The organism is Streptomyces sp. NPDC050509, assembly GCF_044457965.1.
Classification (GTDB): domain Bacteria; phylum Actinomycetota; class Actinomycetes; order Streptomycetales; family Streptomycetaceae; genus Streptomyces.
Genome location: NZ_JBITHL010000008.1, coordinates 88,756 through 113,998 on the forward strand (window position 1 = coordinate 88,756; position 25,243 = coordinate 113,998).

The 25,243-nt window shown below is 73.0% G+C and carries 19 protein-coding genes and 1 riboswitch; of the genes, 7 read left to right on the forward strand and 12 right to left on the reverse strand.

What is annotated here, in order from left to right; translation table 11 throughout:
- Positions 1–26: 26 nt before the first annotated feature.
- Positions 27–2,039 carry an FAD/NAD(P)-binding protein gene (locus ACIBJC_RS23060; RefSeq protein ID WP_399295340.1) on the reverse strand — a complete coding sequence of 671 codons (2,013 nt, stop codon included), beginning with the start codon at positions 2,037–2,039 and terminating at the stop codon, positions 27–29.
- Between the two features lie 221 nt (positions 2,040–2,260).
- The gene (locus ACIBJC_RS23065) at positions 2,261–4,018 is read right to left on the reverse strand and encodes an alkaline phosphatase D family protein (RefSeq protein WP_399296009.1); all 1,758 of its coding nucleotides are present in this window, start codon (positions 4,016–4,018) and stop codon (positions 2,261–2,263) included.
- A 201-nt stretch (positions 4,019–4,219) separates the two neighbouring features.
- Here ACIBJC_RS23065 and ACIBJC_RS23070 point away from each other — a divergent pair, with 201 nt between their 5' ends.
- Positions 4,220–4,876 (forward strand): hypothetical protein, encoded by a 657-nt coding sequence (locus ACIBJC_RS23070; RefSeq protein ID WP_399295342.1) that lies wholly within the window; start codon positions 4,220–4,222, stop codon positions 4,874–4,876.
- A 170-nt stretch (positions 4,877–5,046) separates the two neighbouring features.
- Here ACIBJC_RS23070 and ACIBJC_RS23075 read toward each other — a convergent pair whose 3' ends face one another.
- Entirely contained in the window at positions 5,047–5,700 is a 654-nt protein-coding gene (locus ACIBJC_RS23075; RefSeq protein ID WP_399295344.1) for an HNH endonuclease family protein, read from the reverse strand.
- Positions 5,701–5,963: 263 nt separating this feature from the next.
- Between ACIBJC_RS23075 and ACIBJC_RS23080 the strand changes: the two genes are divergently transcribed.
- Positions 5,964–6,701, forward strand: coding sequence for an ABC transporter permease (locus ACIBJC_RS23080; protein WP_399295347.1), 738 nt, complete (start codon positions 5,964–5,966; stop codon positions 6,699–6,701).
- Between the two features lie 52 nt (positions 6,702–6,753).
- Here ACIBJC_RS23080 and ACIBJC_RS23085 read toward each other — a convergent pair whose 3' ends face one another.
- Together ACIBJC_RS23085 and ACIBJC_RS23090 are read right to left on the reverse strand one after the other, a co-directional pair.
- Entirely contained in the window at positions 6,754–7,407 is a 654-nt protein-coding gene (locus ACIBJC_RS23085) for an HAD-IA family hydrolase (protein WP_399295349.1), read from the reverse strand.
- A gap of 179 nt (positions 7,408–7,586) precedes the next feature.
- The gene (locus tag ACIBJC_RS23090) at positions 7,587–8,627 is read right to left on the reverse strand and encodes a peptidoglycan-binding protein (protein WP_399295351.1); all 1,041 of its coding nucleotides are present in this window, start codon (positions 8,625–8,627) and stop codon (positions 7,587–7,589) included.
- A gap of 319 nt (positions 8,628–8,946) precedes the next feature.
- On the opposite strand from ACIBJC_RS23090, the gene ACIBJC_RS23095 reads away from it, so the two are divergent.
- Entirely contained in the window at positions 8,947–10,995 is a 2,049-nt protein-coding gene (locus ACIBJC_RS23095; RefSeq protein ID WP_399295353.1) for a DHA2 family efflux MFS transporter permease subunit, read from the forward strand.
- 46 nt (positions 10,996–11,041) lie between these two features.
- Here the strand turns inward: ACIBJC_RS23095 and ACIBJC_RS23100 are convergent, their stop codons facing one another.
- Positions 11,042–11,554: a GNAT family N-acetyltransferase gene (locus ACIBJC_RS23100; protein WP_399295355.1), complete on the reverse strand. Its 513-nt coding sequence runs from the start codon at positions 11,552–11,554 to the stop codon at positions 11,042–11,044.
- 125 nt (positions 11,555–11,679) lie between these two features.
- Between ACIBJC_RS23100 and ACIBJC_RS23105 the strand changes: the two genes are divergently transcribed.
- Both ACIBJC_RS23105 and ACIBJC_RS23110 read left to right on the forward strand, forming a co-directional pair.
- Entirely contained in the window at positions 11,680–12,312 is a 633-nt protein-coding gene (locus ACIBJC_RS23105; protein ID WP_399295357.1) for a hypothetical protein, read from the forward strand.
- The gene (locus ACIBJC_RS23110) at positions 12,312–12,965 is read left to right on the forward strand and encodes a hypothetical protein (protein WP_399295359.1); all 654 of its coding nucleotides are present in this window, start codon (positions 12,312–12,314) and stop codon (positions 12,963–12,965) included. Before ACIBJC_RS23105 ends, ACIBJC_RS23110 begins: the two co-directional genes overlap by 1 nt.
- Before the next feature lie 149 nt (positions 12,966–13,114).
- Here the strand turns inward: ACIBJC_RS23110 and ACIBJC_RS23115 are convergent, their stop codons facing one another.
- On the reverse strand, positions 13,115–13,801 hold the full coding sequence (locus ACIBJC_RS23115) for an O-methyltransferase (RefSeq protein ID WP_399295361.1): 687 nt from the start codon (positions 13,799–13,801) through the stop codon (positions 13,115–13,117).
- A gap of 219 nt (positions 13,802–14,020) precedes the next feature.
- Here ACIBJC_RS23115 and ACIBJC_RS23120 point away from each other — a divergent pair, with 219 nt between their 5' ends.
- Complete coding sequence (locus ACIBJC_RS23120; protein WP_399295363.1) at positions 14,021–16,117, forward strand: bifunctional glycosyltransferase 87/phosphatase PAP2 family protein; 2,097 nt, start codon at positions 14,021–14,023, stop codon at positions 16,115–16,117.
- Between the two features lie 38 nt (positions 16,118–16,155).
- Here ACIBJC_RS23120 and ACIBJC_RS23125 read toward each other — a convergent pair whose 3' ends face one another.
- From ACIBJC_RS23125 to ACIBJC_RS23145, 5 genes are read right to left on the reverse strand one after another with little or no spacing between them, the layout of a single operon-like run.
- Positions 16,156–17,022: an ECF transporter S component gene (locus ACIBJC_RS23125; RefSeq protein WP_399295365.1), complete on the reverse strand. Its 867-nt coding sequence runs from the start codon at positions 17,020–17,022 to the stop codon at positions 16,156–16,158.
- Entirely contained in the window at positions 17,019–18,782 is a 1,764-nt protein-coding gene (locus tag ACIBJC_RS23130; protein WP_399295367.1) for an ABC transporter ATP-binding protein, read from the reverse strand. Before ACIBJC_RS23130 ends, ACIBJC_RS23125 begins: the two co-directional genes overlap by 4 nt.
- Positions 18,779–19,999 (reverse strand): energy-coupling factor transporter transmembrane component T, encoded by a 1,221-nt coding sequence (locus tag ACIBJC_RS23135; protein ID WP_399296011.1) that lies wholly within the window; start codon positions 19,997–19,999, stop codon positions 18,779–18,781. Before ACIBJC_RS23135 ends, ACIBJC_RS23130 begins: the two co-directional genes overlap by 4 nt.
- An 18-nt stretch (positions 20,000–20,017) precedes the next feature.
- Positions 20,018–20,713, reverse strand: coding sequence for an SCO2322 family protein (locus tag ACIBJC_RS23140; RefSeq protein WP_399295369.1), 696 nt, complete (start codon positions 20,711–20,713; stop codon positions 20,018–20,020).
- The gene (locus ACIBJC_RS23145) at positions 20,710–22,083 is read right to left on the reverse strand and encodes a prenyltransferase/squalene oxidase repeat-containing protein (RefSeq protein WP_399295371.1); all 1,374 of its coding nucleotides are present in this window, start codon (positions 22,081–22,083) and stop codon (positions 20,710–20,712) included. Before ACIBJC_RS23145 ends, ACIBJC_RS23140 begins: the two co-directional genes overlap by 4 nt.
- Positions 22,084–22,379: 296 nt before the next feature.
- Positions 22,380–22,448: riboswitch (cobalamin riboswitch) on the reverse strand.
- A gap of 316 nt (positions 22,449–22,764) precedes the next feature.
- Here ACIBJC_RS23145 and ACIBJC_RS23150 point away from each other — a divergent pair.
- A complete protein-coding gene (locus tag ACIBJC_RS23150; protein WP_399295373.1) occupies positions 22,765–25,230 on the forward strand; it encodes an endonuclease/exonuclease/phosphatase family protein in 2,466 nt (821 codons plus the stop codon).
- Positions 25,231–25,243 lie beyond the last annotated feature (13 nt).

A 25,243-nucleotide genomic window follows, 5' to 3' on the forward strand; every position in this document is an offset into this window, starting at 1 on the left:
GTGACGTCCCGCAACGTTAGGCTGGCCTAATCTATGCTTGCAAGTTCAACATTCTGTCGAGGATCAATTCGCGTCGTGTATGACGCGCCTTCGCTGGTCGCGGCCCGGAGGATGGCACGTGCCACCGCGTCCGTGTCCGCGAGCATGACCGAGTCCACCCCGGGCCTGGCGCCCGCGGCGGTCACCCAGTGCACACCCTCCGTGGGCACCCCGAGGGCGAACCTCCGCGGGTGCACCCCTCCTTGACGATCTATCAGACGGTAAGGACGGCGTGTTACGTCCATCCCACCCGTCTCGTAACCGTCGAGTGTGTGCGGCCGGCACTGCCCCGTCTTCAGCAACCGCGAGAGCAGCGGATCACAGCTCCGCCTCAGATCCGGTTCCGGCAGCCGCGCCTCCACGAGCGTGGTGGCCCGCACCGCGGAGCCGGGTATGACGGGGGACTCGGCCAGGAAGGCACCGTCCACCGCCCGTACGGCCATCCGCGGGCCGATCACGTCCAGCACCCCCGCCTCGATCAGGGCGGCCAGCTCCTCGATACGCCGGCGCGGTGGCCCGATGGAGAGGAACGCGTTCAGCGGCGTGTACCAGCGGTCGAGATGGTCGCGGCGGGAGATGCCGGAGAGACCGGCGTGGTCCACGATCAGCCGCAGCTCGTTGCGGAGGTCGCGCAGCACGTCCAGCGCCGCCTTGACCGGACCGGCGACATTGCCGAGCGCCGCCTCCGCCGCGTCTTTCCGCAGGTGGGCCACGAGCCAGGCACGGTGGTCCGCCGGGTCGCGGAAGGTCTCGTCGCCGTACGGACGGGAGATCCGGTCCCACGACCAGCGGTCGGCGACGGCGATCCCCGCCTCGTCCAGGACGGCGGCCTCCCGCGCGCTGCCGCCCGGCGCCGACAGGAACCGGTCCAGCGTCGACCCGTCGGCCGACCGCCCCGGGGCCGGCCACCCGAAGGCCGCCACGTAGTAGACGGCTTCCACCTCCTTGGCGACCAGGGGCCATATCTCCTGGAGGAAGTCCGGCGGATCCCCCGCGTCCGCGCGCTTGCGGAACAGCGCGATCACGTCCGGGGTCAGCACCAGCGGCAGATGCCGGCCCGAAGGCCCCTTCGCGTTGTCGCCGCGCGCCTGGTAAGGCACCCCGCGCCGCGACCCGGCGTACAACTGCGGTTCGCGCCCCGACGGGTGGTATACGAGAACACCGCCCGCGTCCCGCGCGAAGATCCCGCCGCGCCCGGCCGTCAGGAGCGCCATGTGGTCGAAGAAATTCAGCCCGAGCCCGCGCAGCAGTACCGGCTCGCCCGGAGCGATCCCGGACAGGTCGAGATCGGCCGGATTGGCGGGCGGCAGATATCGCAGCCGGTGACGGGCGGCGAACTCCGCCAGCGTCGCCTGGGTCTGGCCGGAAACCACCGGAAGATGGCCCTGTGCGAGCACGACGGCACAGAGGCCGGAAATCGTCGTGCCATCGTCGAGCGTGAGGCTCTGCGTCGGCCGGTACGGAGCGCACGCACCGGGCACACCGGTCACAACGGGTGAAACGCGGGAGGCGCCGGGGGCCGCCCCGCCGAAGGCCCCGGTGTCGGCGTCGTCATCCAGTCGTACGGCGCGCGCCCGGTGCACCTCCACCGTCACGTTCCCGGGCGCGCCCTCCGCCGTCGTACGGAACGCCCACTCCAGATAGCGGCCGTAGGCGGCCCTGCTCGGATAGTCGTCGGGCCCCAGCCGCTCGGCGGGACGGCCCGCCGCCCACTCGTACAGGCTGGGCCCGGGACGTATCGGCCCCTCGCACTCCACGCTCGCGTCGGTGAAGACGGTCACCTGCGAGGCCACCGTGTTCATCAGCAGCTCGGCGGACTGGTCGGTACGCCAGACCCGGCCCGCGCCCGGCGGCGCGGGGTCGACGAGATGCACCGTCAGCTCCACGTCCGGCGCCAGTTCGGGCACGGACGCGCAGAGTCTCTCCAGGACGGAGGTGCCACGGGGTCCGACGCCGACGACGGCGAGTGAACGGTGCGGGTACTGCCGTACATCGGACAAAGCTGTGACTCCCGGGGCATGGGGGGTGCTGGAAGCGGATGGTCCGCATCATCATGCCGTTGCTGTGTGGTGAGTTCGAACCCTTGGGTGAAGGATCACATCGTGTGGGAATGATCACGCGAAGGGTACTCGAACACCAACGGGCGGATAGTGTGGGGTATTTGAAGAGATGTTGCGGATGTCGCGCATTCCGACGCGGCCCGCGTTTCTCCGGACGCGTCCTAGGAAGCCGCAGAGGCGTCCTGGGGAGCTTGGGGGCCTTGGGGAGCTAAGGTCCGTTCCTCCACGACCACCAGCTCCGCCGCCGCCCGCCCGTCCCCGGTCCGCCCGTCCCCGGACCGTCCGGCGCGGGCCCGCTCCAGGGTGAGTCCGGCCGTACGGCCGCGCAGCGTGAGTGTCATGAGCTGGTTGCCGAACCACGGTCCGCCCGTTCTGCGCCAGGTGACCTGCGGCGCACCGACCCGGCCGTGCCGGGCCAGCGCGCGCCCCAGCCACCGCCCCGCGCCGCTCCAGCCGAAGCGGAAGCCGAGCCGTATGACGGCGGGGACGGAGTTGTGCACGGGGGAGCAGGTGAGCTGGAGAACCCGCGGGCCCGATCCCATGGAGCCCGGTCCTGTGCCGCCCGGTCCTGTGCCGCCAGGCCACGACGGCTCGGCGACATAGGCGTGGTGCACATCGCCCGACAGCACGCACACGGTGGCCGGTGCCGCCGCCCCGTCGCCCACCTCCGCGATCAGCGAGGCCAGTTCCTCGAAGGAGTCGGGGAAGGCGGCCCAGTGCTCCAGATCCGCCGCCCTGCGCAGCCGTTCACCGATGCGCGCCCAGCGCGGCCCGCGTTCGCCCCGGCAGAGCGCGGCGTCCCAGGACTCCACGTCATGGATGAAGGGCGGCAGCAGCCAGGGGAGCGAGGTGCCGATGAGGAGATGGTCGTACGCGTCCCGGTCGGCCAGCGCCTGCTCCCGTACCCACCGCGCCTCGTCCTCGTCCAGCATCGCGCGCCGCTGCTCGTCCAGGACGCGGGCGGCGCGCGAGTCGACCATCAGCAGCCGGGTCCGCCCGAAGTCACGCCGATAGCTCCAGCGCACGCCCGCCGGGTCCCGGTCCGCCCCGGCGGCGAACGCCCGCAGCAGCTCCGTGCCGTCGGGCGCCGCGCGGACGGCCGCGTACAGCTCGTCGGCAGCGAGTTCGGCGGGGGAGAGGTTGCCGAGGTGCTGATAGACCCAGTACGACATCAGCCCGCCGAGCACCCGCTCCTGCCACCACGGCAGCGCCCGCATGTCGGCGAGCCAGGCGGCGCTGGTGTTCCAATCATCAATCAAATCGTGGTCGTCGAAGATCATGCAACTGGGCACGGTGGAGAGCAGCCACCGTACGTCCGGGTCCGTCCAGGACTCGTCGTAGAGGTGGGTGTACTCCTCGTAGTCCGCGACCTCCGCGCCCGGCGCCTCGCTCAGATCCCGGCGCGCGGCCAGCCTGCGCCGGGTCGCCTTGGACGTCTCGTCCGCGTACACCTGGTCGCCCAGGAGCAGCAGGACATCGGGGCGGGGCGCGGCGGGGTCGGCGGCGAGGCGGGTGGCCAGGGTGTCGAGCGCGTCGGGACCGACCGGGTCGGGTTCACCGTGCGGGGGCGACGCCCAGCGGCAGGAGCCGAAGGAGACGCGCAGCTCGGCGGAGGCGGCCCCGGGAGGCGGCGGGGTGCGGATGGTGCTCGGCGGAAAGCGGGTGTCCTCGGGCGGCCAGACGCGGTGGCCGTCGAGCAGCACCTCGTACGGGGTGGCGGTGCCGGGGGTGAGGCCGGCCACGGGTATCAACGCGTAGTGGTGTCCGGCCACATGGAACGTACGGGAGGTACCGCCCGCACCATCGGCACACCGGACCTCGGCGGTGGCAGGCCGGTCCGCCTCGACCCAGACGGTCGCCGTTCCGGCGCCCTCCCCGTCGACATACCGCAGCAGGGGTCCCACGCGCAGACCGGTCATCGGTGTCCTCTCCGGCATCCTCGCCCGTCCTCCGTCGCTCCGTACGGTACGGAAGGCCCGTGCGGGACGACGGAGGGGGTGGGGGAGAGGTGGTGGCGGTTGCCTGTGCGTGTGCCCGCGTATGCGACGCCGGACAGGGCAATGTGATCGGCGTGATCACCGCGTACTGCAACGGCATGCAGAAGTGTCCAAACTGGGTGAATGGGTAATTTGGTGAGCGAGGACGACCGGGAGATCGAAGACCTTCAGGTGGAAGTGGCGGACCTCCTGTCGGACTTCGTCCACGCACCGTTGCTGGAGGACCAGCACGTACGCGGAGTTCTGCCCGCGCCGTCAGGTGCGCCGGCGGTGCGGGCCGTCCTCGGCGACAGGGGCGAGTGCGCGCCGGACCGGCTGACCGCCTACGAGATCCCCCTCAGGGCGGACGAAGAGCTGCGCACCGCGCATGACGTCGTCGCCCTGCTCCGCGCAGTGCACACCGGGACGCACATCTACCCGGCGAACAGGGTCACTTCCACCATGAGGACGGACCTGTACCTGATCGACCCGGAGCAGGTGACCGAGGCCCCGTTCACCACGGATGACTGGTCAGCCACTTTGCTGCGGGTCCTGGCCCGTCCGTCCACGGAACAGGTCAGGTCACATCTGCGCGGGTTCCTCTTCCGTGACGACGGCCTGCTGCGCCTGTATCTGGACAGCGACGAGATCTCCGGCGTGGTCGCCACGGACGTGCGGCCGGGCGGTGCGCTGACCGCCCTTCTGGCGGCACTGCCATCCTTGCTCGGCGATGAGTGGCGAACGTCCGACGCCGCAGACGACCCGCACTGCCGTTATCTGGTGGACCTCACCGACTGGTGAGCTGCCCCGGCCGGCCGTGGGGCCGCTCAGTGGTCGGAAGGCGGCCCGGCCGGGTTCTCTGCGGCGCCCTCCGCCGGTCCTCCGTCGTTCCGTACGGTGCGGAAGCCTCGTGCGGGACGACGGAGGGGGTGGGGGAGCGGGGTGGTGGCGGTGGCCCGGGCGGGGGTGGGTCAGCAGCCGCTCAGGGCGTTGGTGAGCGCCGTCTTCTCGGCGGAGTCCACCTTGAGGTTGTAGTAGTACTTCACCTGCACCCAGGCGCGGACGTAGGTGCACTTGTACGAGGCCAGCGGGGGCATCCAGTTGGCCGGGTCCTTGTCGCCCTTGGACTGGTTGACGTTGTCCGTGACGGCGATGAGCTGCGGGCGGGTCAGGTCGTTGGCGAACGACTGGCGCTGCGCGGTGGTCCAACTGCTGGCGCCCGACTTCCACGCCTCGGAGAGCGGGACCATGTGGTCGATGTCGACGTCGGAGGCGGCGGTCCAGGTGGCGCCGTCGTAGACGGAGTGCCAGGTGCCGCTGGTGGCGGCGCAGGCGGAGTCCTGGACGACGTTCGTGCCGTCGCGCTTGAGGACGACCTCACGGGTGTTGCAGGCGCCGGACTGGGTGATCCAGTGCGGGAACAGGTCGCGGCTGTAACCGCTGGAGGAACCTTCCGCCTGGACGGTGAGGCTGCCGAGGTAGGTGCGGGCCGTGGCGGCGCTGACCGGCGTGGGCATGGCGGCCTGCGCGGCGGGGGCGGTGAGCAGGGTGGTGGTGGCGGCGATGGCGGCGGTCGCGGAGAGGACGGCGAAGCGGCGGATTCGACGCGCGTAGACACGAGACATGCGAACTCCCTTGAAGTGGGGGGAACCTGCGGAACCTGACGTGAGGCTGCGGTGCGATGCGGAGCTGAGCTGAGGGGGGCTCGGCCGGTGAGGCCGGTCGCCATCGTTGCCTCGGCGGGTTTCCGGGAGGGGGGCTTCAGGTAACAGAGTGGCGACATGGACACGTCACATCAAGGGGTTGGTGGGTTCTGGTTGTTTCTGACGGGAAAACAATTCGGGCTTACGGGGGCAAAGTTGACTTTGGTGACAGCTAGGATGGGCACGTGCTGCTGCGGGTCGATATCACGTTCGGAGTCGTGCTCGGTCTGCTGCTGATCGCCGCGGTGGCTGTGGCCGGACTCGCCCGTCTCGGGCGGGCCCGCGAGATCGCCGTCGCCGGGGTGCGGGCCGCGCTCCAACTCGGCGCGGTCTCCCTGGTGATCGGCTGGGTGATCGGCTCCGTACCGCCGCTGCTCGGCTTCATCGCGCTCATGTACGCCGTCGCCGTACGGACGGCCGGGCGGCGCGTCACCGCGAACGGGACCTGGTGGTGGGCCGCCCTGCCGATCGGCGTGGGGGTGGCGCCGGTGATCGCGGTCCTGCTGCTCACCGGCGTCGTACCGGCCAAGGGCATCGCCCTGATCCCCACGACGGGCATCCTCATCGGCGGCGCGCTCACCGCGACGGTCCTGGGCGGGCGCCGGGCGCTCGACGAACTCCACGCGCGGCGCGGCGAGGTCGAGGCGGGGATGGCGCTCGGGCTGCTCGACCGCGAGGCGCGGATGGAGGTGGCCAGGCCGGCCGCGGCCGACGCGCTGCTGCCGGGGCTCGACCAGACGCGCACGGTGGGGCTCGTCACGCTGCCGGGGGCGTTCGTGGGGATGCTGCTGGGCGGGGCGTCACCCGTACTGGCGGGGGCGGTTCAGCTCTTCGTGCTGGTGGCGCTGATGGCGGTGCAGGCGGTGGCCGTGAGCGTGGTGCTGGAACTGGTGGCTCGGGGGCACCTGAACAGGGACGCCTGAACGGGGGTGCGTGAACGGGGGTGCGTGACGCTTCGCCGCCGGGGCGTCGCCGTTACGCGTCGATGTGCAGGGCCAGTTCGCCGTCCGGCAGGAGTTCCACCCGCAGTCGCGTGAGGTCCTGGACATGGGCGTCCGGCGCCATGGCCGCCGCGCGCGGCCCCACGCCCACCACGCGCATGCCCGCCGCCCGCGCCGCCGCGATGCCCGCCTCGGAGTCCTCGAACACCACGCAGTCTTCCGCGGGTACGCCGAGCGTCGCCGCGCCCAGGAGGAAGCCCTCCGGGTCGGGCTTGCTCGCCGCGACGTCCTCGGCCGTGACGCGGATCTTGGGCATCGGGATCCCGGCCGCGGTCATCCTGGCCTCGGCCAGCGGTACGTTCGCCGAGGTCACCAGGGCGTGCGGGAGGGTGGCGAGCGACGCCATGAACTCCGGGGCGCCCGGTATGGGGACCACGCCCTCCGTGTCCGCGATCTCCTCGGCGAGCATCACGCGGTTGTCGGCGAGGTTCTGTTCCATCGGGCGGTCCGGGAGCAGTACGGCCATGGTGGCGTACCCCTGACGGCCGTGGACGACCTTCATGACCTCGTGGGGGTCCATCGCGTGAGCCCGCGCCCAGCGGGTCCAGCAGCGCTCGACCGAGGCGTCGGAGTTGACGAGGGTGCCGTCCATGTCGAGGAGCAGGGCCTTGATGGCGTCGAGCTTCACAGGGGTCTCCGGGCTGGGCGGTGCGGGTCGTCAGAGGGCCGGGCGGGTGCGGGTCGTCAGGGCGGGTCGTCAGAAGGTCGTACGACCGTACGGGCGCACGCGGCCGGGGCAAAGTGACTCCACCCGTCGGTCAGGTGAACGGGCGAAGCCACTTTGTTTCGCCATTGTACAAAGAACCCTCAGCCGCGCGAACCGTACCCCTGCCCATAGCTCTGCCCGGCCCCCCGGCCGTCCTGCCCGGACCCCTGGGTCTCCGTCTCCAGGGCGAGCCGGGTCCGGGGGCCGTAGATGCCCGGGGTGTCGTCCTGGATGTTCCGCGTCTGCTGGAAGCGGCGCACCGCGTCCTCGACGGTCCGGTCGTACTGGCCGTTCGGCTGCGCGTAGAAGAGCCCGGCCCGCGCCAGCCTGAACTGGAGCTCCACGACCTCGTCGCCCGAGTCCCCCGGCGTCAGCGTGCCGCCCGTCGCCTTGCTCGGCTGCGCGGCGGCCGAGGTCTCGGCGGACGTGCTCGGTGTGGCCGTCGCCGTCGGCTTCTCGGACACGGACGGTCCCGGCGAGCCGGCGGACGCCGGTGCGGACGGCGTGATCTCGGCCGACGGCGACTCCGTCACGGCCGGGGGCCGCGCCGACGCGGCGGGCGACGGGGTGGCCGGCGCGGACGGCTCCTCCGCCGTCCCGTCGTTGGCCGACGGCAGCCAGGTGCTGATCGTGTCCGGCACCGCGTGGTCCTCGCGATCGGCTCCCGCGAACAGCCCCCCGGCGAACGCGGCCGTACCGATCACCGCGACCGCCACCGCGCCGGCCGCCACGAGCCGCAGCGTCGTGCGGCGTCCCGCCGGTGGCGGGGTGGGCGGGAACCGCGCGGGCGGCGGCTCGGCGGAGGCCGCGGCCGGCCCGGTCCAGGCGGCGGGCGTGAGCGGCGGCAGCGGGCCCGCCGTACGGAAGGCGGTCGGCGCCGCCTCCACGTCCTGGTCGCCGAGCTTCACGTACGGCCGTACGCGCAGCGGATGGAAGTCCTCGGACTCGGCGATCTCCGCGTCCTGTGCCGACCGGGCGGTCTCGGTGTTTTCTTCGGTTGCCTGCGTTGCCTGCGTTGCCTGCGTTGTCTGTGTGTTCTGTTCGGGCTGTTCCGTGGCCTGCGCGGGCCCCCCGCAGTCGCAGCCGGGCCTGCCCTCCGCTCCCGGCGGCGTACCGCATCCGGGACAGAGCTGTCCTGACACCTTGGGTTCCCCTCCCCTTGAACTGCCGCCGATTATGCAGCCCCCGTATGAAGGGCGTACGCGCGCCCGAACAGCATCGGCCGCCGCTCGGCAGGCCATAACGGGACAGAACGGCCAGGATGGAATCCAGCGGACCGACGGCTGACCGACGGCTGACCGACGGCTGACCGACGGCTGACCGATGGCGGATCGGCGGCGGATCACGGCGTACCGATGGCAGATCGATGGCGGATCGACGGCGTACCGACAGCGGATCGACGGCTGATCGACGGCGTGCCGAGCGGCCCCGACGGACCCAGTGGACCCGAGGAGTTGTCCCATGGCTCAGGAAGTGACCACCCCGGCCGTGAGCCCGGCCCCCGGCACGGGCGGGAGCCCGCGCACCGTTCTCCTCGCCATCGGCGCTCTGCTCATGGGCCTGCTGCTCGCCTCGCTCGACCAGACCATCGTCTCCACCGCCCTGCCGACCATCGTCAGCGACCTCGGCGGTCTGGAGCACCTCTCCTGGGTCGTCACCGCGTATCTGCTGGCCTCGACCGCCGCCACCCCCCTCTGGGGCAAGCTCGGTGACCAGTACGGCCGGAAGAAGCTCTTCCAGACGGCCGTCGTCATCTTCCTGATCGGCTCCGCGCTCTGCGGCATCGCGCAGAACATGACGCAGCTCATCGGCTTCCGCGCGCTCCAGGGCCTGGGCGGCGGCGGGCTGATCGTGCTCTCGATGGCGATCGTCGGCGACCTCGTCACGCCCCGCGAACGCGGCAGGTACCAGGGCCTGTTCGGCGCCGTCTTCGGTGCGACCAGCGTGCTCGGACCGCTGCTCGGCGGCTTCTTCACCCAGCACCTGAGCTGGCGCTGGGTCTTCTACATCAACCTGCCGCTCGGCATCGTCGCCCTGCTCGTCATCGCCACGGTCCTGCACATCCCGGTCCACCGGGCCCGGCACACCATCGACTACCTCGGCACGTTCCTCATCGCGTCCGTCGCCGTCTGCCTCGTCCTCGTCGCCTCCCTCGGCGGCACCACCTGGGCCTGGGGCTCCGCCGAGACCATCGGGCTCGCCGTGCTCGGCCTGGTGCTGCTCGCCTTCTTCATCCGCGTCGAGCGGCGCGCGGCCGAGCCCGTACTGCCCCTGCGTCTCTTCGGTCTCAGGACGTTCACGCTCGTCGCCTGCATCAGCTTCATCGTCGGTTTCGCGATGTTCGGCGCGATGACGTACCTGCCGACGTTCCTCCAGGTCGTCCACGGCATCAGCCCCACCCTGTCCGGCGTCCACCTGCTGCCCATGGTGCTCGGCCTGCTGATCACCTCCACCCTGTCCGGCCAGATCGTCAGCCGTACCGGCCGCTGGAAGGTGTTCCCGATCCTCGGCACCGGCGTCACCGCCGTCGGGCTGCTCCTGCTCCACCAGCTCACCGAGTTCAGCGGTACGTGGGAGATGAGCGCCTACTTCTTCGTCTTCGGCGCCGGGCTCGGGCTCGTCATGCAGGTCCTCGTCCTGGTCGTGCAGAACGCCGTCAGCTACCAGGATCTCGGCGTCGCCACCTCCGGCGCGACCTTTTTCCGCTCCATCGGCGCCTCCTTCGGCGTCGCCGTCTTCGGCACGATCTTCACCAACCTGCTCAGGGACAAGCTCGCCGACGCCCTCGCCGGCAAACCCCTGCCGCCCGGCACCGGGACCGGACAGCTCGCCGCCGACCCGCACTCCCTCGGCCGGCTCCCCGCCGCGCTGCGCGGCCCCGTACTGCACGCGTACGCGACGTCCATCACCGATGTCTTCCTGTACGGCGTGCCGGTCGTGCTCATCGCCTTCGCCATCGCCTGGTTCCTGAAGGAGGACCCGCTGCGCGGCTCCGTGACCGCCCCGGAGATCACCGAGACCCTGGCGTCCAACCCCGTCGAACGCTCCTCGCGCGACGAGGTGGCCCGCGCCCTGTCGGTCCTCGGCACGCGTGAGGGCCGCCGCCGCGTCTACGAGACGATCACCGAGAAGGCGGGGTACGACCTGCTCCCGGCGGCCAGTTGGCTGCTGCTGCGGGTCAGGCGCGAGGGGGTCGTGCAGCCCGCCGTGCTCGCGGAGGACGCGACCGTGTCGCTGCGGACGGTCACGGACGCGTCCCGGCAGTTGGAGGAGCGCGGACTGACCCGCCGCCGGGGGGTGGAGCTGACGCTCACGGAACGGGGCGCGGAGACGGCGGAGGCGCTGGCCGCTGCCCGGGAGGAGTCGCTCTCCGAACTGCTGGGGGACTGGTGGGGAGCCGACCGGCCGACCGATCTGGTGGCGCTGGTGAAGGAGCTGAACGCCGAACTGTGCGGCTCGGACGCCGAACGGCCCATGGCCCCGGGGCCGCCCAGGGACCACGCCGCCTGAGCAGGTCCTCCGAACCCGCTCTCCGAACCCGCTCTCCGGGCCCCGGCTATCGGCCGGTGGACACCGTCAGCTCCTTGCCGTACCAGATCTCCTTGTACGGTCCCGAGCTGTACGCCGGGATCTCCCGGAAGCCGTATCCGACGTACAGCCCGCGCGCCTCGACCAGATCCAGCCGCGTGTCCAGCACCAGCCGCCGCGCCCCGAGCCGCCGCGCTGCCTCCTCCAGACCGGCCAGCAGCGCCGCGCCGCCGCCCGTCCGCCGCGTGGCGGGGCTCACGTACACCCGGGTCAGCTCGGCGGTCGCCGTGTCCAGCATCCGCACCCCGCCGCAGGACGCGGCCACGCGGGGGCCGCCGCCCTGCCCGCCGTACCGTCCGACCACGAACTCCCCGGTGGGCGGGGTCAGATGATCGGGCGGGTCACCCGCGAGGCCCTCGTCGATCTCCGCCTCCGTCGCGGGCCGCCGCCAGTACCGGCCCGCGACCTCCGCGTAGTAGGCGCGGCGCAGCCGGGTGGCGTCGGGTGTGGCGAAGGATTCGGGGCGGACGGACCAGTTCATGGTCGTCTTCCTACCGGGGCCCCGCGCCGTTTGGCCAACGGATTACGGGCAACCCGACACCACGAGCAAGAGCCGACACGACACGGCGCGGCACGAGCCCGGCGCCGAGAACCAGGAAGGCAAACATGTCCACTGTTCTGATCGTCGTCGCTCTGATCGTGGGGTTCGCGGCCATCGTGGCCGCGGTCCTCTTCACGGGACCTGGCAAAGCGAGCGGACGCGGCGGCCTGAAGCGCCGGTTCGGCCCGGAGTACGACCGCGTTCTGGCCCGCCACGACGGCGACTCCAAGGCCGCCGAACGCGAGCTGGGCGAACGGGTCGAGCGCCATGGGCGGCTGCGGCACGAGCCTCTCCCGGACGAGAAGCGCGAACAGTACGTGGCCGAATGGGCCGCCCTCCAGGAGCGGTTCGTCGACGCGCCGCAAGAGGCGGTCGCGCAGGCCGAGCGGCTGGTGGCCAGGCTGGCGCAGGAGCGCGGCTACCCCGAGGGGACGCGCTACGACGACCAGGTGGACGCCCTCTCGGTCCACCACGCGCACGCGATCGACGGCTACCGCCGGGTGCACCACGCGGCCTCGGACGAGGGCCGCGGCGCGAGTACGGAGGAGATGCGCGAGGCGATGGTCGGCGCGCGCGAGCTCTTCGAACGACTGATCCTCGCCCACCCGGAGGACACCGGCGGCCACGACGACCGCACGACCCGGGGCACCGGGCGGAACCGGAACTTCTCACTGCGACCCAAAGGGAGTGGTGCGTGATGAGTGACCAGCGGAAGACGACGACCGACGAGAAGAACCACGGAACACCCACGACACCGGAAGCGTCCGCCGACCCCCGTGGGGCGGCCGACCCGGTGACCGCGGTGACCCCGGTGAAGCCGCTCCACGCCCCGGACGCGGCGGCCGGTGGTACGCGGACCCCCGAGACCCCGCCGCCCCCGCCGAAGCAGGCCTCGCCGACGGCCCCCTCGAAGCAGGCCCCGCGGGCCGGGCAGCAGCCCCCGCCCGCGCCCCCGGCGAAGGCCGGGCGTGCTGCGGGGACGAACGGAGCCCGCAACGGGGCCTCCGTCGGTGCCTTCGACGGAGCCTCCGACGGGGTTTCCGGGAAGGCGGACGGGAAGGCGGACGGGCGGCTGTTCCCCAGCGCCGAGAGCGACCGGCTCTCCCAGCGGCTCCAGGAGGCCCTCAACTCCTTCGTCGACGGGCCGCGGCGCTCGGTCGAGGAGGCGGCCGGGGTGCTCGAAGAGGCCGCCCGGCAGCTCACCACCGCGCTCGCCGAGCGACCGCGTTCGCTGCGCGCCGGCTGGGACGGGGACCGCGACGACGCTGCGGCGGACGGCTCCGACACGGAGGAGCTGCGCCTCGCCCTCCAGAGCTACCGCGAGATGACGCAGCGGCTGCTACGGGTCTGACCTGATCCGACAGACCCGGACAGACGGAGCCGCAGACACAGACGGGAGGCGGCGGGCAAGGGACGGCCCGCCGCCTCCGTTCGCGTCCCGCCCCCCCGAAAACCCCGTCGGTCCAGAACCCCGTCAGTCCAGGACGTCAGTCCAGGACGTCAGTCCAGGACACGGGCGAGCGCGAACCCGTCGTACCCCTTGGTGCCGACCGTCTGCACCGCCGTCGCCGACAGCCGCGGGTTCTTCCCCATCTCCTCGATCATCCGCCGGGTCCCCAGCACCGAGGGGTCGGTGCTCTCGGCGTCCGCGACGGCCCCGCCCCGTACGACGTTGTCGACGACGATGACGCTGCCCGGCCGGGTGAGCCGCAGCGCCCACTCCACGTAGTGCGGGTTGTTCCGCTTGTCGGCGTCGATGAAGACGAAGTCGAACGGTCCCGCGCCCTCGGCCAGCAGCGCGGGCAGCGTGTCCAGGGCGGCCCCGGTCCGTACCTCGGCGATCCCGTCGAGACCGGCGTGCGCCAGGTTGGCGCGGGCCACGTCGGCGTGGGCCGGGTCGTACTCCAGGGAGATCAGCCGGCCGTCCTCGGGCAGTGCGCGGGCCAGCCAGATGGTGCTGTAGCCGCCGAGCGTGCCGATCTCCAGGATCGTACGGGCGCCCTGCACACGGGCCAGGAGCTGGAGCAGCTTGCCCTGGTTCGGAGCGACGCTGATGGCGGGCAGGCCGGCCGCCTCGGTGGCGGCGAGGGCGGCGGACAGGGCTTCGTCGGCAGGGGCGAGGCGATCGGTGACATAGTGATCGACCGCGTCCCACCGCTCGCGCTGTGCCTGGTCGTTCTGTGACATGCGGGCCTCTCAATCGTTGCGGAGATGCGTGATGTGCGTGCGGCCCCATCGTGATCCGCCCGTACCTCCCACGCATCTCCCGACCCCTGATGTCATGGGTGTCGAGACGAAACAGGGGTGACAGTCAGGCGAAGAGGGGGTTGCCGTGGTCTTCTCCACGGGGCAGTGCGACGCTCTATGCCCCAAGGACGGGGTTTTCGGACGGAGGTTCGGCGCGGCGTGGTGAATGCAGAACACAGCGTGCACGGCGGTGCGGCGGCAGGTACGGCGGGGACCGGTTTCGGTACGGCCCGCGTCGTGCTCTGGCTGCTCGCCGCGGTGCTGGCGGTACGACAGGCGGCGGTGGTACTGAGACAGCCGCCCGGTGAACGGCTCACGGATCTGGAGACCTGGATCGGGGACAACGGTGTCCTCCATGTGACGGGATCGCTCTACGACACCGGGAAGTTCACCGGGACCCCGTTCGCCGGGCTGGTCCTCAAACCCCTGGCCAGGTCGGCCGAGCAGAGCCTCGGCGTCGCCTGGACGCTCGGCACCCTGCTGCTCGTCGTGGCCCTCGGCCTGGTCGTGGCGCGCCGCGCGCTGCCGGGCGAGCTGTCGCGCCGTACGGGGCTGATCGCGGCGCCCGTCGCGATCAGCCTGCTCATGCTCTCGCTGCCGGTGCGCAACAGCTTCTCCCTCGGCCAGACCAGCATCATCCCCGTCCTGCTGGTGCTGCTCGGCTGCTTCGCCGTACGCGGGGAACGCGGCTCCGGCTTCCTCATCGGCCTGGGCGCGGCCCTCCAGCCCGCCGTGCTTCTCTTCACGCCGCTGCTGTGGCTGACGGGACGGAAGAAGGCCGCCGTGACCTCGGCGGGGAGCTTCGCGGCGCTGACGGCGCTGGCGTGGGCGGCGATGCCGAACGACTCGTGGGCGTACTGGGTGCACCACGTGGCGGGCGCCGGGCTCGGCGAGCGCGCGGACAGCCTCGCCAACCAGTCCCTGCACGGCGCGCTGCTCAGGATCGGTCTCGAAGGGCCGCTGGAGGTCGTGCTCGTCATCGCCCTCGCGGCGGTCGTCGCCGTACTCGGCCTGCGCAGGGCGGCCCACTACGCGCGCGACGGACAGCTCCTGCTGGCCGTCTCGCTCACCGGCTGCGTCGCGATCGCGGTCTCCCCGACGGCCTGGCAGCACCAGCTCCTGTGGGTGCTGCTGGCGCTGGTCGGCCGGGTCGGCACCCGGGCCAGGGACCGGCTGGTGTGGCCCGCGGTGGTGGTGCTGGTGATGACGCTGCCGGGCAAGATGATGCTGCCGAACATGGCCGCGCTCGCCCCGCTCCGGGAGAACATCCCGCTGATCGCGGCGCTGGCGGCGGCCTGCGCGGTGCCGTTCCTGACGCGCGCCTCGCCCTACTTCGACCGGCCGGTCCCGACCGAGTACGCGCGGGCCGAGCCCGCACGCTGGAGCCGGGTCCCGCTGGCACCGTTCTGGAAGCGGCTGGTCAGCCGGCCCAACCTGCTGCTCGAACTGCTGGTCATCCGCGTCGGCTACTCGGCGTACTCGCACATCAGGCTCGCCGCGACGGGCGGCAGGGAGGCGGCGGAGGAGCACGGCCGCCAGATCCACGGGATCGAGCGGGCCCTCGGGATCGACATCGAGCACTGGGTCAACCACGCGGTCGTGGACATCAAGTGGGCCGAGAGCTTCTTCAACTTCTACTACACGTCGTTCCACTTCGTGGTGCCGCTGACGATCCTCGGCGTCCTGTACGTTCGCCGCCCCGCCGACTACCGCTGGGCCCGTTCCTCGCTCGGCTTCGCCACCGTCCTGGCGCTGATCGGCTTCTGGTTCTACCCGCTGGCCCCGCCGCGGCTGATGCCGGGGATGGGGTTCATCGACACCGTGCACGGCCCGCAGGACCTCACCAACCCGGACTACGGCGCGCTGACGGCGCTCACCAACCAGTACGCGGCGATGCCCTCGCTGCACTTCGGCTGGTCCCTGTGGTGCGGCGTGGTGATCGTGGTCCTCGCGCCCAAGACGTGGATGAAGCTCCTCGGGCTGCTCCACCCGCTCTTCACGGTGTGCGCCATCGTCGCCACGGCCAACCACTGGGTGCTGGACGCGGTGGGCGGCGCGGCCGTCGTGGGCGCGGGCTTCGCGCTGACGTATCTGCTGGCGGGGCCGAGGCGGCTGCTGCCGCGGGTGGTGCCGAAGGCCGACCCGTTCCCGAGGAGCCGGGAGGCCGCCGACGACGCGACCCCGGCCCCGGGCGGCGCCGGTGCCGGTACGGGTGGCGGAGTGTCGGTGAAGACGGCGGGCGCGGCGCGGGACTAGGAGAAGGCAGGGAAGAAGGGAAGAGGGGAAGAGGGGATTCAAGGGCGGACGGGGGTGTTCCCGGCCGCCCGCTGCTCCTCGAAGACCGCCTCCGCGTCGAACGCCGCCCGGCGCGTGGCCCTGCGCAACGCCCTGAGCAGGGCCGGCCCGGCCGTCAGCGTCAGGACGACCGTCAGCACCGCCCGGCCCAGGTCCCAGCCGAAGGACGTCGCCGCGCAGTACGCGAGGAAGCGGCCCAGGTTGGCCTGGACCGGGTCGCCCGGGTGGAAGGAGACCCCGGAGGACATCCCGCCGAGGTACGTCCACCCCTGGAGGTTCATGACCGTGCCGTACGCGAACGCCGCGCCCGCCCCGTACAGCGCGAGCATCGCCCGCTCGGCCCGGCCGCGCAGCGATCCGTGGCCCGGCAGCAGCCCGGCGCCCATCGTGAACCAGCCCATGGCCAGCATCTGGAACGGCAGCCAGGGGCCGACCCCGCCGGTCAGCAGCGCGGACGCGAACATCGTCACCGAGCCGAGCACGAAACCGAATCCGGGCCCCAGCACCCGGCCGCTCAGCACCATCAGGAAGAACATCGGCTCCAGTCCGGCCGTCCCCGCGCCCAGCGGGCGCAGCGCGGCGCCCACGGCGGCCAGCACCCCCAGCATCGCCACCGCCTTGGCGTCCAGCCCGGAGTCGGCGATGGTCGCGACGACCACCCCGACGAGCAGCGGGAGCAGCGCGGCGAAGAGCCACGGGGCGTCGCCGGAGTGCGCGAGCCCGGAGCCGGGTCCCGCGAGCAGCGGCCAGCCGAAGGCGGCCACCCCGATGGCGCCGGTCAGGGCGAGGGCGCAGACCGCGCGCGGCCCCAGCCGCACGGCGCGTACCCCTGCCCCCGGGCGCGCCCGCCCGGCCACCCCTCTCATGGGGTCTCCGTCGTCGCGGCGAGCGCCGTACGCACCTGTGCCACCGTCAGCCACTCCTGGGGCGCCATGACCTTCGCGACCTGGGGCGCGAACGCGGGCGACGACATCACCACCCGGGGCGTCGGGCCGTCCGCCACGATCTCGCCGTCGGCCAGGATGACCACCCGGTGGGCGAGTTCGGCGGCGAGTTCCACGTCGTGCGTCGCCAGGACGACCGCGTGCCCCTCGGCCGCCAGTGCGCGCACCACTCCGACGAGCCGCGCCTTCGCCGCGTAGTCGAGGCCGCGCGTCGGCTCGTCGAGGAGCAGCAGCGGCGGCCGTCCCGTCAGGACCACGGCGAGCGCCAGCGCCAGCCGCTGCCCCTCGGACAGATCGCGCGGATGCGTGGTGCCCGCGATGTCCGGCAGGAGTTCACCGACCAGGGCCAGGCAGGTGCCCGGCGGGGCGCCCGTGTCCTCGTCCGCCGCCGCGCACTCGGCGGCGACCGTGTCGGCGTACAGCAGGTCGCGCGGCTCCTGCGGCACCAGGCCGACGTGCCGGACCATCTCGCGCGGCGGCGTACGGTGCGGGGCGCGGCCCCCGACGCGTACCGTCCCGGCGGTCGGCGCGACCGTTCCCACCAGGGCGGCGAGCAGGGTGGACTTGCCCGCGCCGTTGCGGCCCATCAGGGCCACCGTCTCGCCGGGCGCGACGGTCAGCGACACGGCGCGCAGCGCCTCGGTCCGCCCGTGCCGTACCCGCAGCCCCTCGACCGCCACCGGACCGGTGGCCCCGGTGTCGTCCTCCGCCCGCGCGGGCCGCCGGTGGAACAGGGCGCCGAGCCCCCGCCGTACGGGCGCTGCCGGAGCGCCGGGGGCCGGCCGCGCCCGTACGGGAGGGACCTCGACCGGCTGCGCCCCGGCCAGCCGTGCGCGCAGCCCCGCGGCCCGGCGCCGCGCGTCCCGTACGGAGAGGGGCAGCGGCTCCCAGCCGCTCAGCCTGCCGAGCGCGACGACCGGCGGGTACACCGGCGACACCGCCATGATCCCTTCCGGCGCGCCGATCACCGGGGGCAGGCCGGGGCCCGGCAGCAGGATGACCTGGTCCGCGTACTGCACCACCCGCTCCAGGCGGTGTTCGGCCAGCAGGACCGTCGTGCCGAGGTCGTGCACCAGCCGTTGCAGCACCGCGAGCACCTCCTCGGCCGCCGCCGGGTCCAGCGCCGACGTCGGCTCGTCCAGCACCAGCACCTCGGGGTGCGGTGTCAGTACGGAGCCGATCGCGACCCGCTGCCGCTGCCCGCCCGAGAGCGTCGCGATGGGCCGGTCGCGCAGCTCGGCCAGGCCCAGCAGGTCGAGCGTCTCCTCGACGCGGCGCCGCATCACGTCGGGCGCCAGCCCCAGCGACTCCATGCCGTAGGCCAGTTCGTCCTCGACGGTGTCGGTGACGAAGTGGGCGAGCGGGTCCTGGCCGACCGTGCCGACGAGATCGGCGAGTTCGCGCGGCTTGTGGGTACGGGTGTCCCGGCCGCCGACGGTGACCCGGCCGCGCAGCGTGCCGCCCGTGAAGTGCGGTACGAGGCCGGAGACCGTCCCCAGCAGGGTCGACTTCCCGGCGCCCGACGGGCCGACGAGCAGCACCAGTTCGCCCTCGGGCACGGTGAGATCGACCCCGCTGATCACGGGCGCGGGAGCGCTGTCGCCCCTGTCGCCCCTGCCGCCGCTCTCGGCCCTGCCGTCGCCGTCGGAGTACGTCACCGACACCCGCTCGAATCGGATCACGGTGTCGGCTCCTCGGGTGGGGGCGGTGGCCCTGGCGCGGGCGCGACGAACGCGGGCAGCAGCCCGATCAGCGCCCCCGCCGCCGGCCACAGCGGCAGCGTCGGCGCCTCCAGCGGTACGACCCCGGGGTGCAGCGCCGCCGGATCGGCGGCGCCCGCCGCGATCAGCACGGTGGCCACGGCCGCGCCCGACCCGGCGACCAGCCAGGCGCGGGCGCCCCAGCGGTCCGGCCGGTACCGGGTACGGACCGAGCGCCGCCCGCCGAGCCGCAGCCCGGCCGCCGCCGCGACGGCCCCCGCCACCAGCAGGGGCAGCCCGTATCCGCTGCCCGCCGAGGAGAGCAGCCCGTACACGCCCGCGCAGATGCCCAGCAGCCCGCCGAGGGTGAGCGCGGTGGTGGTGTGGCGCACGGCGGGCGGGACCTGTGCCGTACGGCCGTACCCCCGGGCGTCCATCGACGCGGCGAGCGCGACCGAACGCTCCAACGCGCCCTCCAGCACCGGCAGTCCGATCCGGAGCACCGCCCCGACCCCGCCGGTGGACCGGCCGCGCAGCCTGCGGGCGGTGCGCAGCCGTCCGACGTCGGCGACCATGTTCGGCGCGAAGGTCATGGCCACGACGACGGCGACGCCCACCTCGTAGAGCGCGCCCGGCAGCGACTTGAGCAGCCTCACCGGATTGGCGAGGGCGTTGGCGGCGCCCACGCAGATCAGCAGCGTGGCCAGCTTCGCGCCGTCGTACAGCGCGAACACGACCTGCTCGGCCGTGACCCGGCCGCCGAGCCGCACCCCCGCCGCCCAGCCGGGCAGGGGCACCTCGGGCAGCGTGAACAGGACGTGCGCGCCGGGCACCGGGGAGCCGAGGAAGACCGAGAACAGCAGCCGGACGGCGAGCACGGCCAGCCCCAGCTTGACGAAGGCGCCGTACGAACGGGCCCAGGGCGCGTCCGTACGCCGGGCCGCCACCACATAGCCGGCCACCCCGACGAGCAGTCCGAGCAGCAGGGGGTTGGTCGTACGGGAGGCCGCAGCGGCCAGCCCGAGCGCCCAGAGCCACCAGGCCCCGGCGTGCAGGGCGTTGAACCGGCTCGCCTCGGGCGCCCGCAGCGTACGCCGGGGAGCGGCGGGGGCCACCGGACGGTCCACGGCATGGTCGAGGGGGCGGTGCGCGGCGGGGACGGCAGGGCGGTGCGCGGGGCGCTCGGCGGGGCGATTCATGGGCACGTCACGGGCGGTTCAGCCGCGCCGGCGGCGTGCCTGCCACAGCCCGGCCACGGCGAGGACGGCCACGGCGGCGAGACCCGCGAAGAGGCCGAGCGAGGGACCGCCGCCGTCCCGCTCCGGCTCGGCGGCCCCCGTACGGCCGGCGGTGGACGTGGGCGCGGGGGAGGGGGATGCGGAGGACGCGGGGTCCGCCGCCGCGCCGTCGCGCACCTGCTCCCCGCAGCCGGACTCCGGGTAGCCGGAGATCGCGCAGAGCAGCGCGTCGCTGTTGTAGCGCAGCGGCTTCGCCACCGCGGCGAGCGCGTCGGCTGCGGTGGCGTCCGCGCCGACCCGCGCGCACCGTGCCCGGGGCGCGGGCGGCTCTTCCCCGGCCGGGGCGTCCGCGGCCGTACCGGCGTCGACGACGACCGCGATCCGCTTGGCGCCGTCCCGCGCGGGGGTGGCCGCGCAGACCGCCGCGAAGTCCGGCGCGGTACGGGGCCCGGCCGCGTCCCCGCTGTCCGCGCTCACCGCGAAGCGGAAGCCGGTGACGGTGCCGTCGGCGGGGCGGAGCACGGCCGGGCCCTGGGTGGCGTACGCCCAACTCCCGCCGGTGGCCTGCCAGAACGACCAGTAGCGGTAACCGGCGGCCTGCGCGCCGCCCGCCCCCGCCCCGAGCACGAGCCCCAGCGCCACCGTCAGAGCGATCACGTACCGCGGGCGGGTCACGGCTGCCGGGTCTTCCTGCGGCTGAGCAGGAACGCGGTCCCCAGCGCCGCGACCACACCGATCCCGGCGACCCACAGGAGCACCGCGGCCCCGCCGTCGGCGATCGCGCTCTCCGCGGCGTTGCCGGGGCGCGGCTCCGGGGGCGCCACGGACCGGGGCGTGGGCCCGGTCGCGTTCAGCCGCTCCACGAGGTCGATACCGCCGAAGTTGCGCGGGTCGGTGTCCGTCGCGTACGCCGCGAAGATCAACTGGGCGTAGGCGGCGGGCCCCTGCTGCTGGGCCCAGGTCCCGGAGTTCTTCTTCAGCCACTCCAGGGCGCCGGTCGCCTGGTCCCCGTAACCGGCCGCCGTCAGGGCGACCACCGCGTCCGCCGTGTTCCCGATGTCCGGCGTCGCGGCGCCCGCGTCGCCCGCGTCGCTGTTACTGGTCCCGGGCAGCGGCGGCTGGTCGAGGTGGCCGGTGGCCGCGAGCACGCCGGCCAGATAGGCGGCGCCGTTGCGGGCGGCACGCTCGGGGGAGGGCCGCTTCGAGCCGGTGGCCGGTGCGCAGGTGGGCGCGGGGCCCGCCGTGACCGGTGCGGTGACCAGCCGCTTGCCGAGCCCGGCGAGTACGGCCGCCGCCGTGGCGTCGTCGTTGGCGGTCAGCCTGCCGTCCTGGTCCGGCTGGTACGCGAAGGCCCCGGCGTCCGCGCCCGACCCGGCGTCGCACGGGATCGACAGCCCCACCAGCGCGTCGTAGGCGTGCTTGCCGTCCGGGTCGCCCTGCGGCACGCGCACCGCGGTGGGTCGTACACCGGCCGAGGTCAGCGCGCCGATCACCAGGGAGGTGGAGTTGGCGTCGCTCGGCGCGCCCGGGGTGTAGCCCCAGCCGCCGTCCTCGTTCTGGGTGGAGCGCAGCCACGCCACGCTTGCCGCCATGAAGGGCCGCTGGTCGCCGAGCGAGGAGAGCGCCTGGACGGCGACCGCCGTGGAGTTGGAGTCGATCGGTGTGCTCGCGTCGCACGGCGCGGCCGGGCCGGCGCGGAACGCCGCGAACCCGCCGTTCGCGCACCGCTGCTTCTTCAGCCAGCGCACGGCGTCGTTGGCGGGCCTGACCCCGGCGGCGGCCTGCCCCAGCAGGGCGAGGGACTGCCGCCAGACGCCGTCGTACGTGGGGTCCTTCTCGCCGTACATCCCGCGCGGGAGCTCCACCACCGGGGGCGGCGCGGACGCCGACGGGGAGGGAGAAGGAGAGGACGAGGGGGAGGGTGAGGGCGAGGAACCGGAGGCCGGGGGAGGCACGTCGCCGCCCGCGAAGGCGGCCGGGGCGAACACCACGCAGAGCACGGCGGATGCGGCGAGCGCCGCGGTGCAGCGGCGAACGGTGGTCATGCTGGGCCTTTCGTTCGGGTTTTGCCGGGCTCGCGTGCCCTGGTGCCGCGCCTCGCGGCGTTGACGGCGGATACGGGGGAGCCGAGGCTCCCGCGTCGCCTCCCTCCTCCGCCTTGCGATCCACGACACCAGGCCCCGCTCCCTGATCCGGCCAGACCCGAACGAGAGGCCCTGGCCTCTCCTGCGCGAGCCGGACACCAGGCACACTCAGGCACCGGACTCCGGCCTCGTGTACCTCGACGATGCCTGCCCCGGCGGGTTGCCGGTGGCATGAGCCGGTCACGACCGTGTACGGAGCATTCCGACTCGCCGCCGGCGACGGCGGCTCACGGCTGCGGGTCAGTGCCGGTTTCGCACCGGCTTCCCTCCATACGGGCATGATGACGACGCGCCCACTCTACCGGCCCGGCCCCGCCGGACTCCCCGGCCCCGGCCCGTTCCGGGGCGCCCGGGGACGGGCCGGAGCAGAGGACCGGAGCGGTCCTCCCCGGCAACCAGGTTAAATCCGGCGAACACTCGGGAAACACTTGCCTCTTGGTGTGCGCGACCTCTTGTTCGGGCAGTATCTACGCGCGTATCTTGAGCCGACTTTTCCGCCATCACGCTCATCCGCGACGTCACCGAAGGAACCCACGGGGGGCCCGCCGGAAGTCGCAGCCCAAGGAACAGAAAGAGTCACTCGTGTCTTCCTCCATACCCCCGGCCTTTCGTGGCCGTCGCGCGAAGATCGTCGCGCTGGCGCTCCCCGTAGGTCTCGCCGGTTCCCTTGTCGTGCTGCCTTTCAACGCCCAGGCGACCCCGTCCCCGGACGCCGTGATCGCCGAGGTCTTCGGCGGCGGCGGTAACTCCGGGGCCACCCTCACCCACGACTTCATCGAGCTGGGCAACGCGGGCGGCGGCGCCTTCGACCTCACCGGCTGGTCCGTGCAGTACCTCAGCGGCTCGCCCACCGCGAGCTCCACGTGGCAGGTCACCCCGCTGACCGGCGCCATCCCCGCCGGTGGCAGCTATCTCGTCGGGGAGGGCAAGGGCGCGGGCGGCGACACCGCCCTGCCCACCCCGGACGCGGCCGGCGCGATCGCGATGTCGGCGAGCAGCGGCACCGTCGCGCTCGTCCACTCCACCACCGCGCTGACCTGCCTGACCGCCGCCGACTGCACGGCGGACGCCACGGTCAAGGACCTGGTCGGCTTCGGCACCGCCGTCGTACGGGAGACCACCCCGGCCACCGGCGCCGGCAACACCACCTCGGTCGCCAGGAACGCGGCGCTCAGCGACACCGACAACAACTCCGCCGACTTCACGGGCGCCACTCCCTCCCCCCGTAACAGCGCGGGCGCGGGCGGCGGCCCGGAGCCGTCCCCGACCCCCTCGCCCACCAGCACCACCCCCGGTGAGCTGCGCGTCCACGACATCCAGGGCGCCACCCGCCTCTCCCCGCACGCCGGTTCGACCGTCACCGACGTGCCCGGCGTCGTCACCGCCGTACGCGCCACCGGATCCGCGCGCGGCTACTGGCTCCAGGACCCGAACCCGGACAAGGACCCGGCGACCAGCGAGGCCGTGTTCGTCTTCACCGGCTCCGTCACCCCGCAGGTCAAGGTCGGCGACTCGGTCCTGGTCAGCGGCAAGGTCACCGAGTACTACCCGGGCGGCGCCGCGGGCGGCAACCAGTCCGTCACGGAGCTGACCGGCCCCACCTCCACCGTCCTGTCCTCCGGCAACGCGCTGCCCGCCGCCGAGGTCATCGACGAGAAGACGCTGCCCGAGGCGTACGCGCCCAAGGTCAAGGGCCTGAACATCGAGCCGCTGGCCCTGAAGCCCAGGAAGTTCGCCCTGGACTGGCTGGAGTCCCGCGAGGGCATGCGCGTCCAGGTCGAGGACACCCGGGTCGTCGGCGCCTCCAACGCGTACGGCGAGACCTGGGTCACCACCAAGCCGAAGCAGAACGCCACCCCGCGCGGCGGCACGCTCTACGGCTCCTACTCCCAGCCCAACTCGGGCCGTCTGCTGGTCGCCTCGCTCACCGGCGAGAAGGCGGTGGCCGACGTGGGCGACACGCTCACCGGCCCGACCACCGGCGTGCTGGACTACTCCAACTACGGCGGGTACGGCCTCCAGGCCACCACGCTCGGCACGGTGAGGTCCGGCGGCCTCAAGCCCGAGGTGGCGAGGAAGGCGAAGGCCGACGAGCTGGCGGTGGCCACGTACAACGTGGAGAACCTCGACCCGACCGACCCGCAGGCGAAGTTCGACCGGCTGGCCGAGGGCGTCGTCAAGAACCTCGCCTCGCCCGACGTCGTGAGCCTGGAGGAGATCCAGGACAACAACGGCGCCAAGGACGACGGCACGGTCGCCGCCGACAAGACCCTCGCCCAGTTCATCGCGGCGATCAAGGCCCAGGGCGGCCCCACATACGACTGGCGCTCGGTCGATCCGCAGGACAAGGTCGACGGCGGCGAGCCCGGCGGCAACATCCGTAACGTCTTCCTCTTCAACCCCCAGCGCGTCAGCTTCGTGGACCGTCCGGGCGGCGACGCCACGACGGCCACGAAGGTCGTCAAGGCCCCGAAGGCTCCCAAGGCGCCGAAGGCCGACAAGAAGGGCAAGGAGCGGGGCATCACCCTGTCCGTCTCCCCGGGCCGGATCAACCCCACCGCCGACGCCTGGCAGAACAGCCGCAAGCCGCTCGTCGGGGAGTTCACCTTCCGGGGCGAGCAGGTCTTCGTCATCGGCAACCACTTCAACTCCAAGGGCGGCGACCAGTCGCTGCACAGCCGCTTCCAGCCGCCGGTCCTCGGCTCCGAGACCCAGCGCCTGGCGCAGGCCAAGGAGGTCAACTCCTTCGTCACCGGGCTGCTCTCGCAGGACGCGACGGCCAAGGTCGTCGTCCTCGGTGACCTGAACGACTACCCGTTCTCCAAGCCCGTCGCCGCCCTCACCCGGGGCAAGGTCCTCACCGACCTGATGGACAAGCTCCCGAAGAACGAGCGCTACAGCTACGTGTACGACGGCAACTCGCAGACCCTGGACCACATCCTGGTCAGCCCGGGCGTCAAGAAGCCCGACTACGACGTCGTCCACATCAACGCCGAGTTCGCCGACCAGGCGAGCGACCATGACCCGCAGGTGGTCCGCATCCGCTGACCCGCCTGCGCCG

Bases quoted from the DNA above. Each gene is read 5' to 3' on its own strand.
- ACIBJC_RS23065 (WP_399296009.1), bottom strand. From the start codon at position 4,018: ATGACCGGTCTGCGCGTGGGACCCCTGCTGCGGTATGTCGACGGGGAG.
- ACIBJC_RS23070 (WP_399295342.1), top strand. From the start codon at position 4,220: ATGGGTAATTTGGTGAGCGAGGACGACCGGGAGATCGAAGACCTTCAG.
- ACIBJC_RS23075 (WP_399295344.1), bottom strand. From the start codon at position 5,700: ATGTCTCGTGTCTACGCGCGTCGAATCCGCCGCTTCGCCGTCCTCTCC.
- ACIBJC_RS23095 (WP_399295353.1), top strand. From the start codon at position 8,947: ATGGCTCAGGAAGTGACCACCCCGGCCGTGAGCCCGGCCCCCGGCACG.
- ACIBJC_RS23100 (WP_399295355.1), bottom strand. From the start codon at position 11,554: ATGAACTGGTCCGTCCGCCCCGAATCCTTCGCCACACCCGACGCCACC.
- ACIBJC_RS23105 (WP_399295357.1), top strand. From the start codon at position 11,680: ATGTCCACTGTTCTGATCGTCGTCGCTCTGATCGTGGGGTTCGCGGCC.
- ACIBJC_RS23110 (WP_399295359.1), top strand. From the start codon at position 12,312: ATGAGTGACCAGCGGAAGACGACGACCGACGAGAAGAACCACGGAACA.
- ACIBJC_RS23115 (WP_399295361.1), bottom strand. From the start codon at position 13,801: ATGTCACAGAACGACCAGGCACAGCGCGAGCGGTGGGACGCGGTCGAT.
- ACIBJC_RS23125 (WP_399295365.1), bottom strand. From the start codon at position 17,022: ATGAGAGGGGTGGCCGGGCGGGCGCGCCCGGGGGCAGGGGTACGCGCC.
- ACIBJC_RS23135 (WP_399296011.1), bottom strand. From the start codon at position 19,999: ATGAATCGCCCCGCCGAGCGCCCCGCGCACCGCCCTGCCGTCCCCGCC.
- ACIBJC_RS23145 (WP_399295371.1), bottom strand. From the start codon at position 22,083: ATGACCACCGTTCGCCGCTGCACCGCGGCGCTCGCCGCATCCGCCGTG.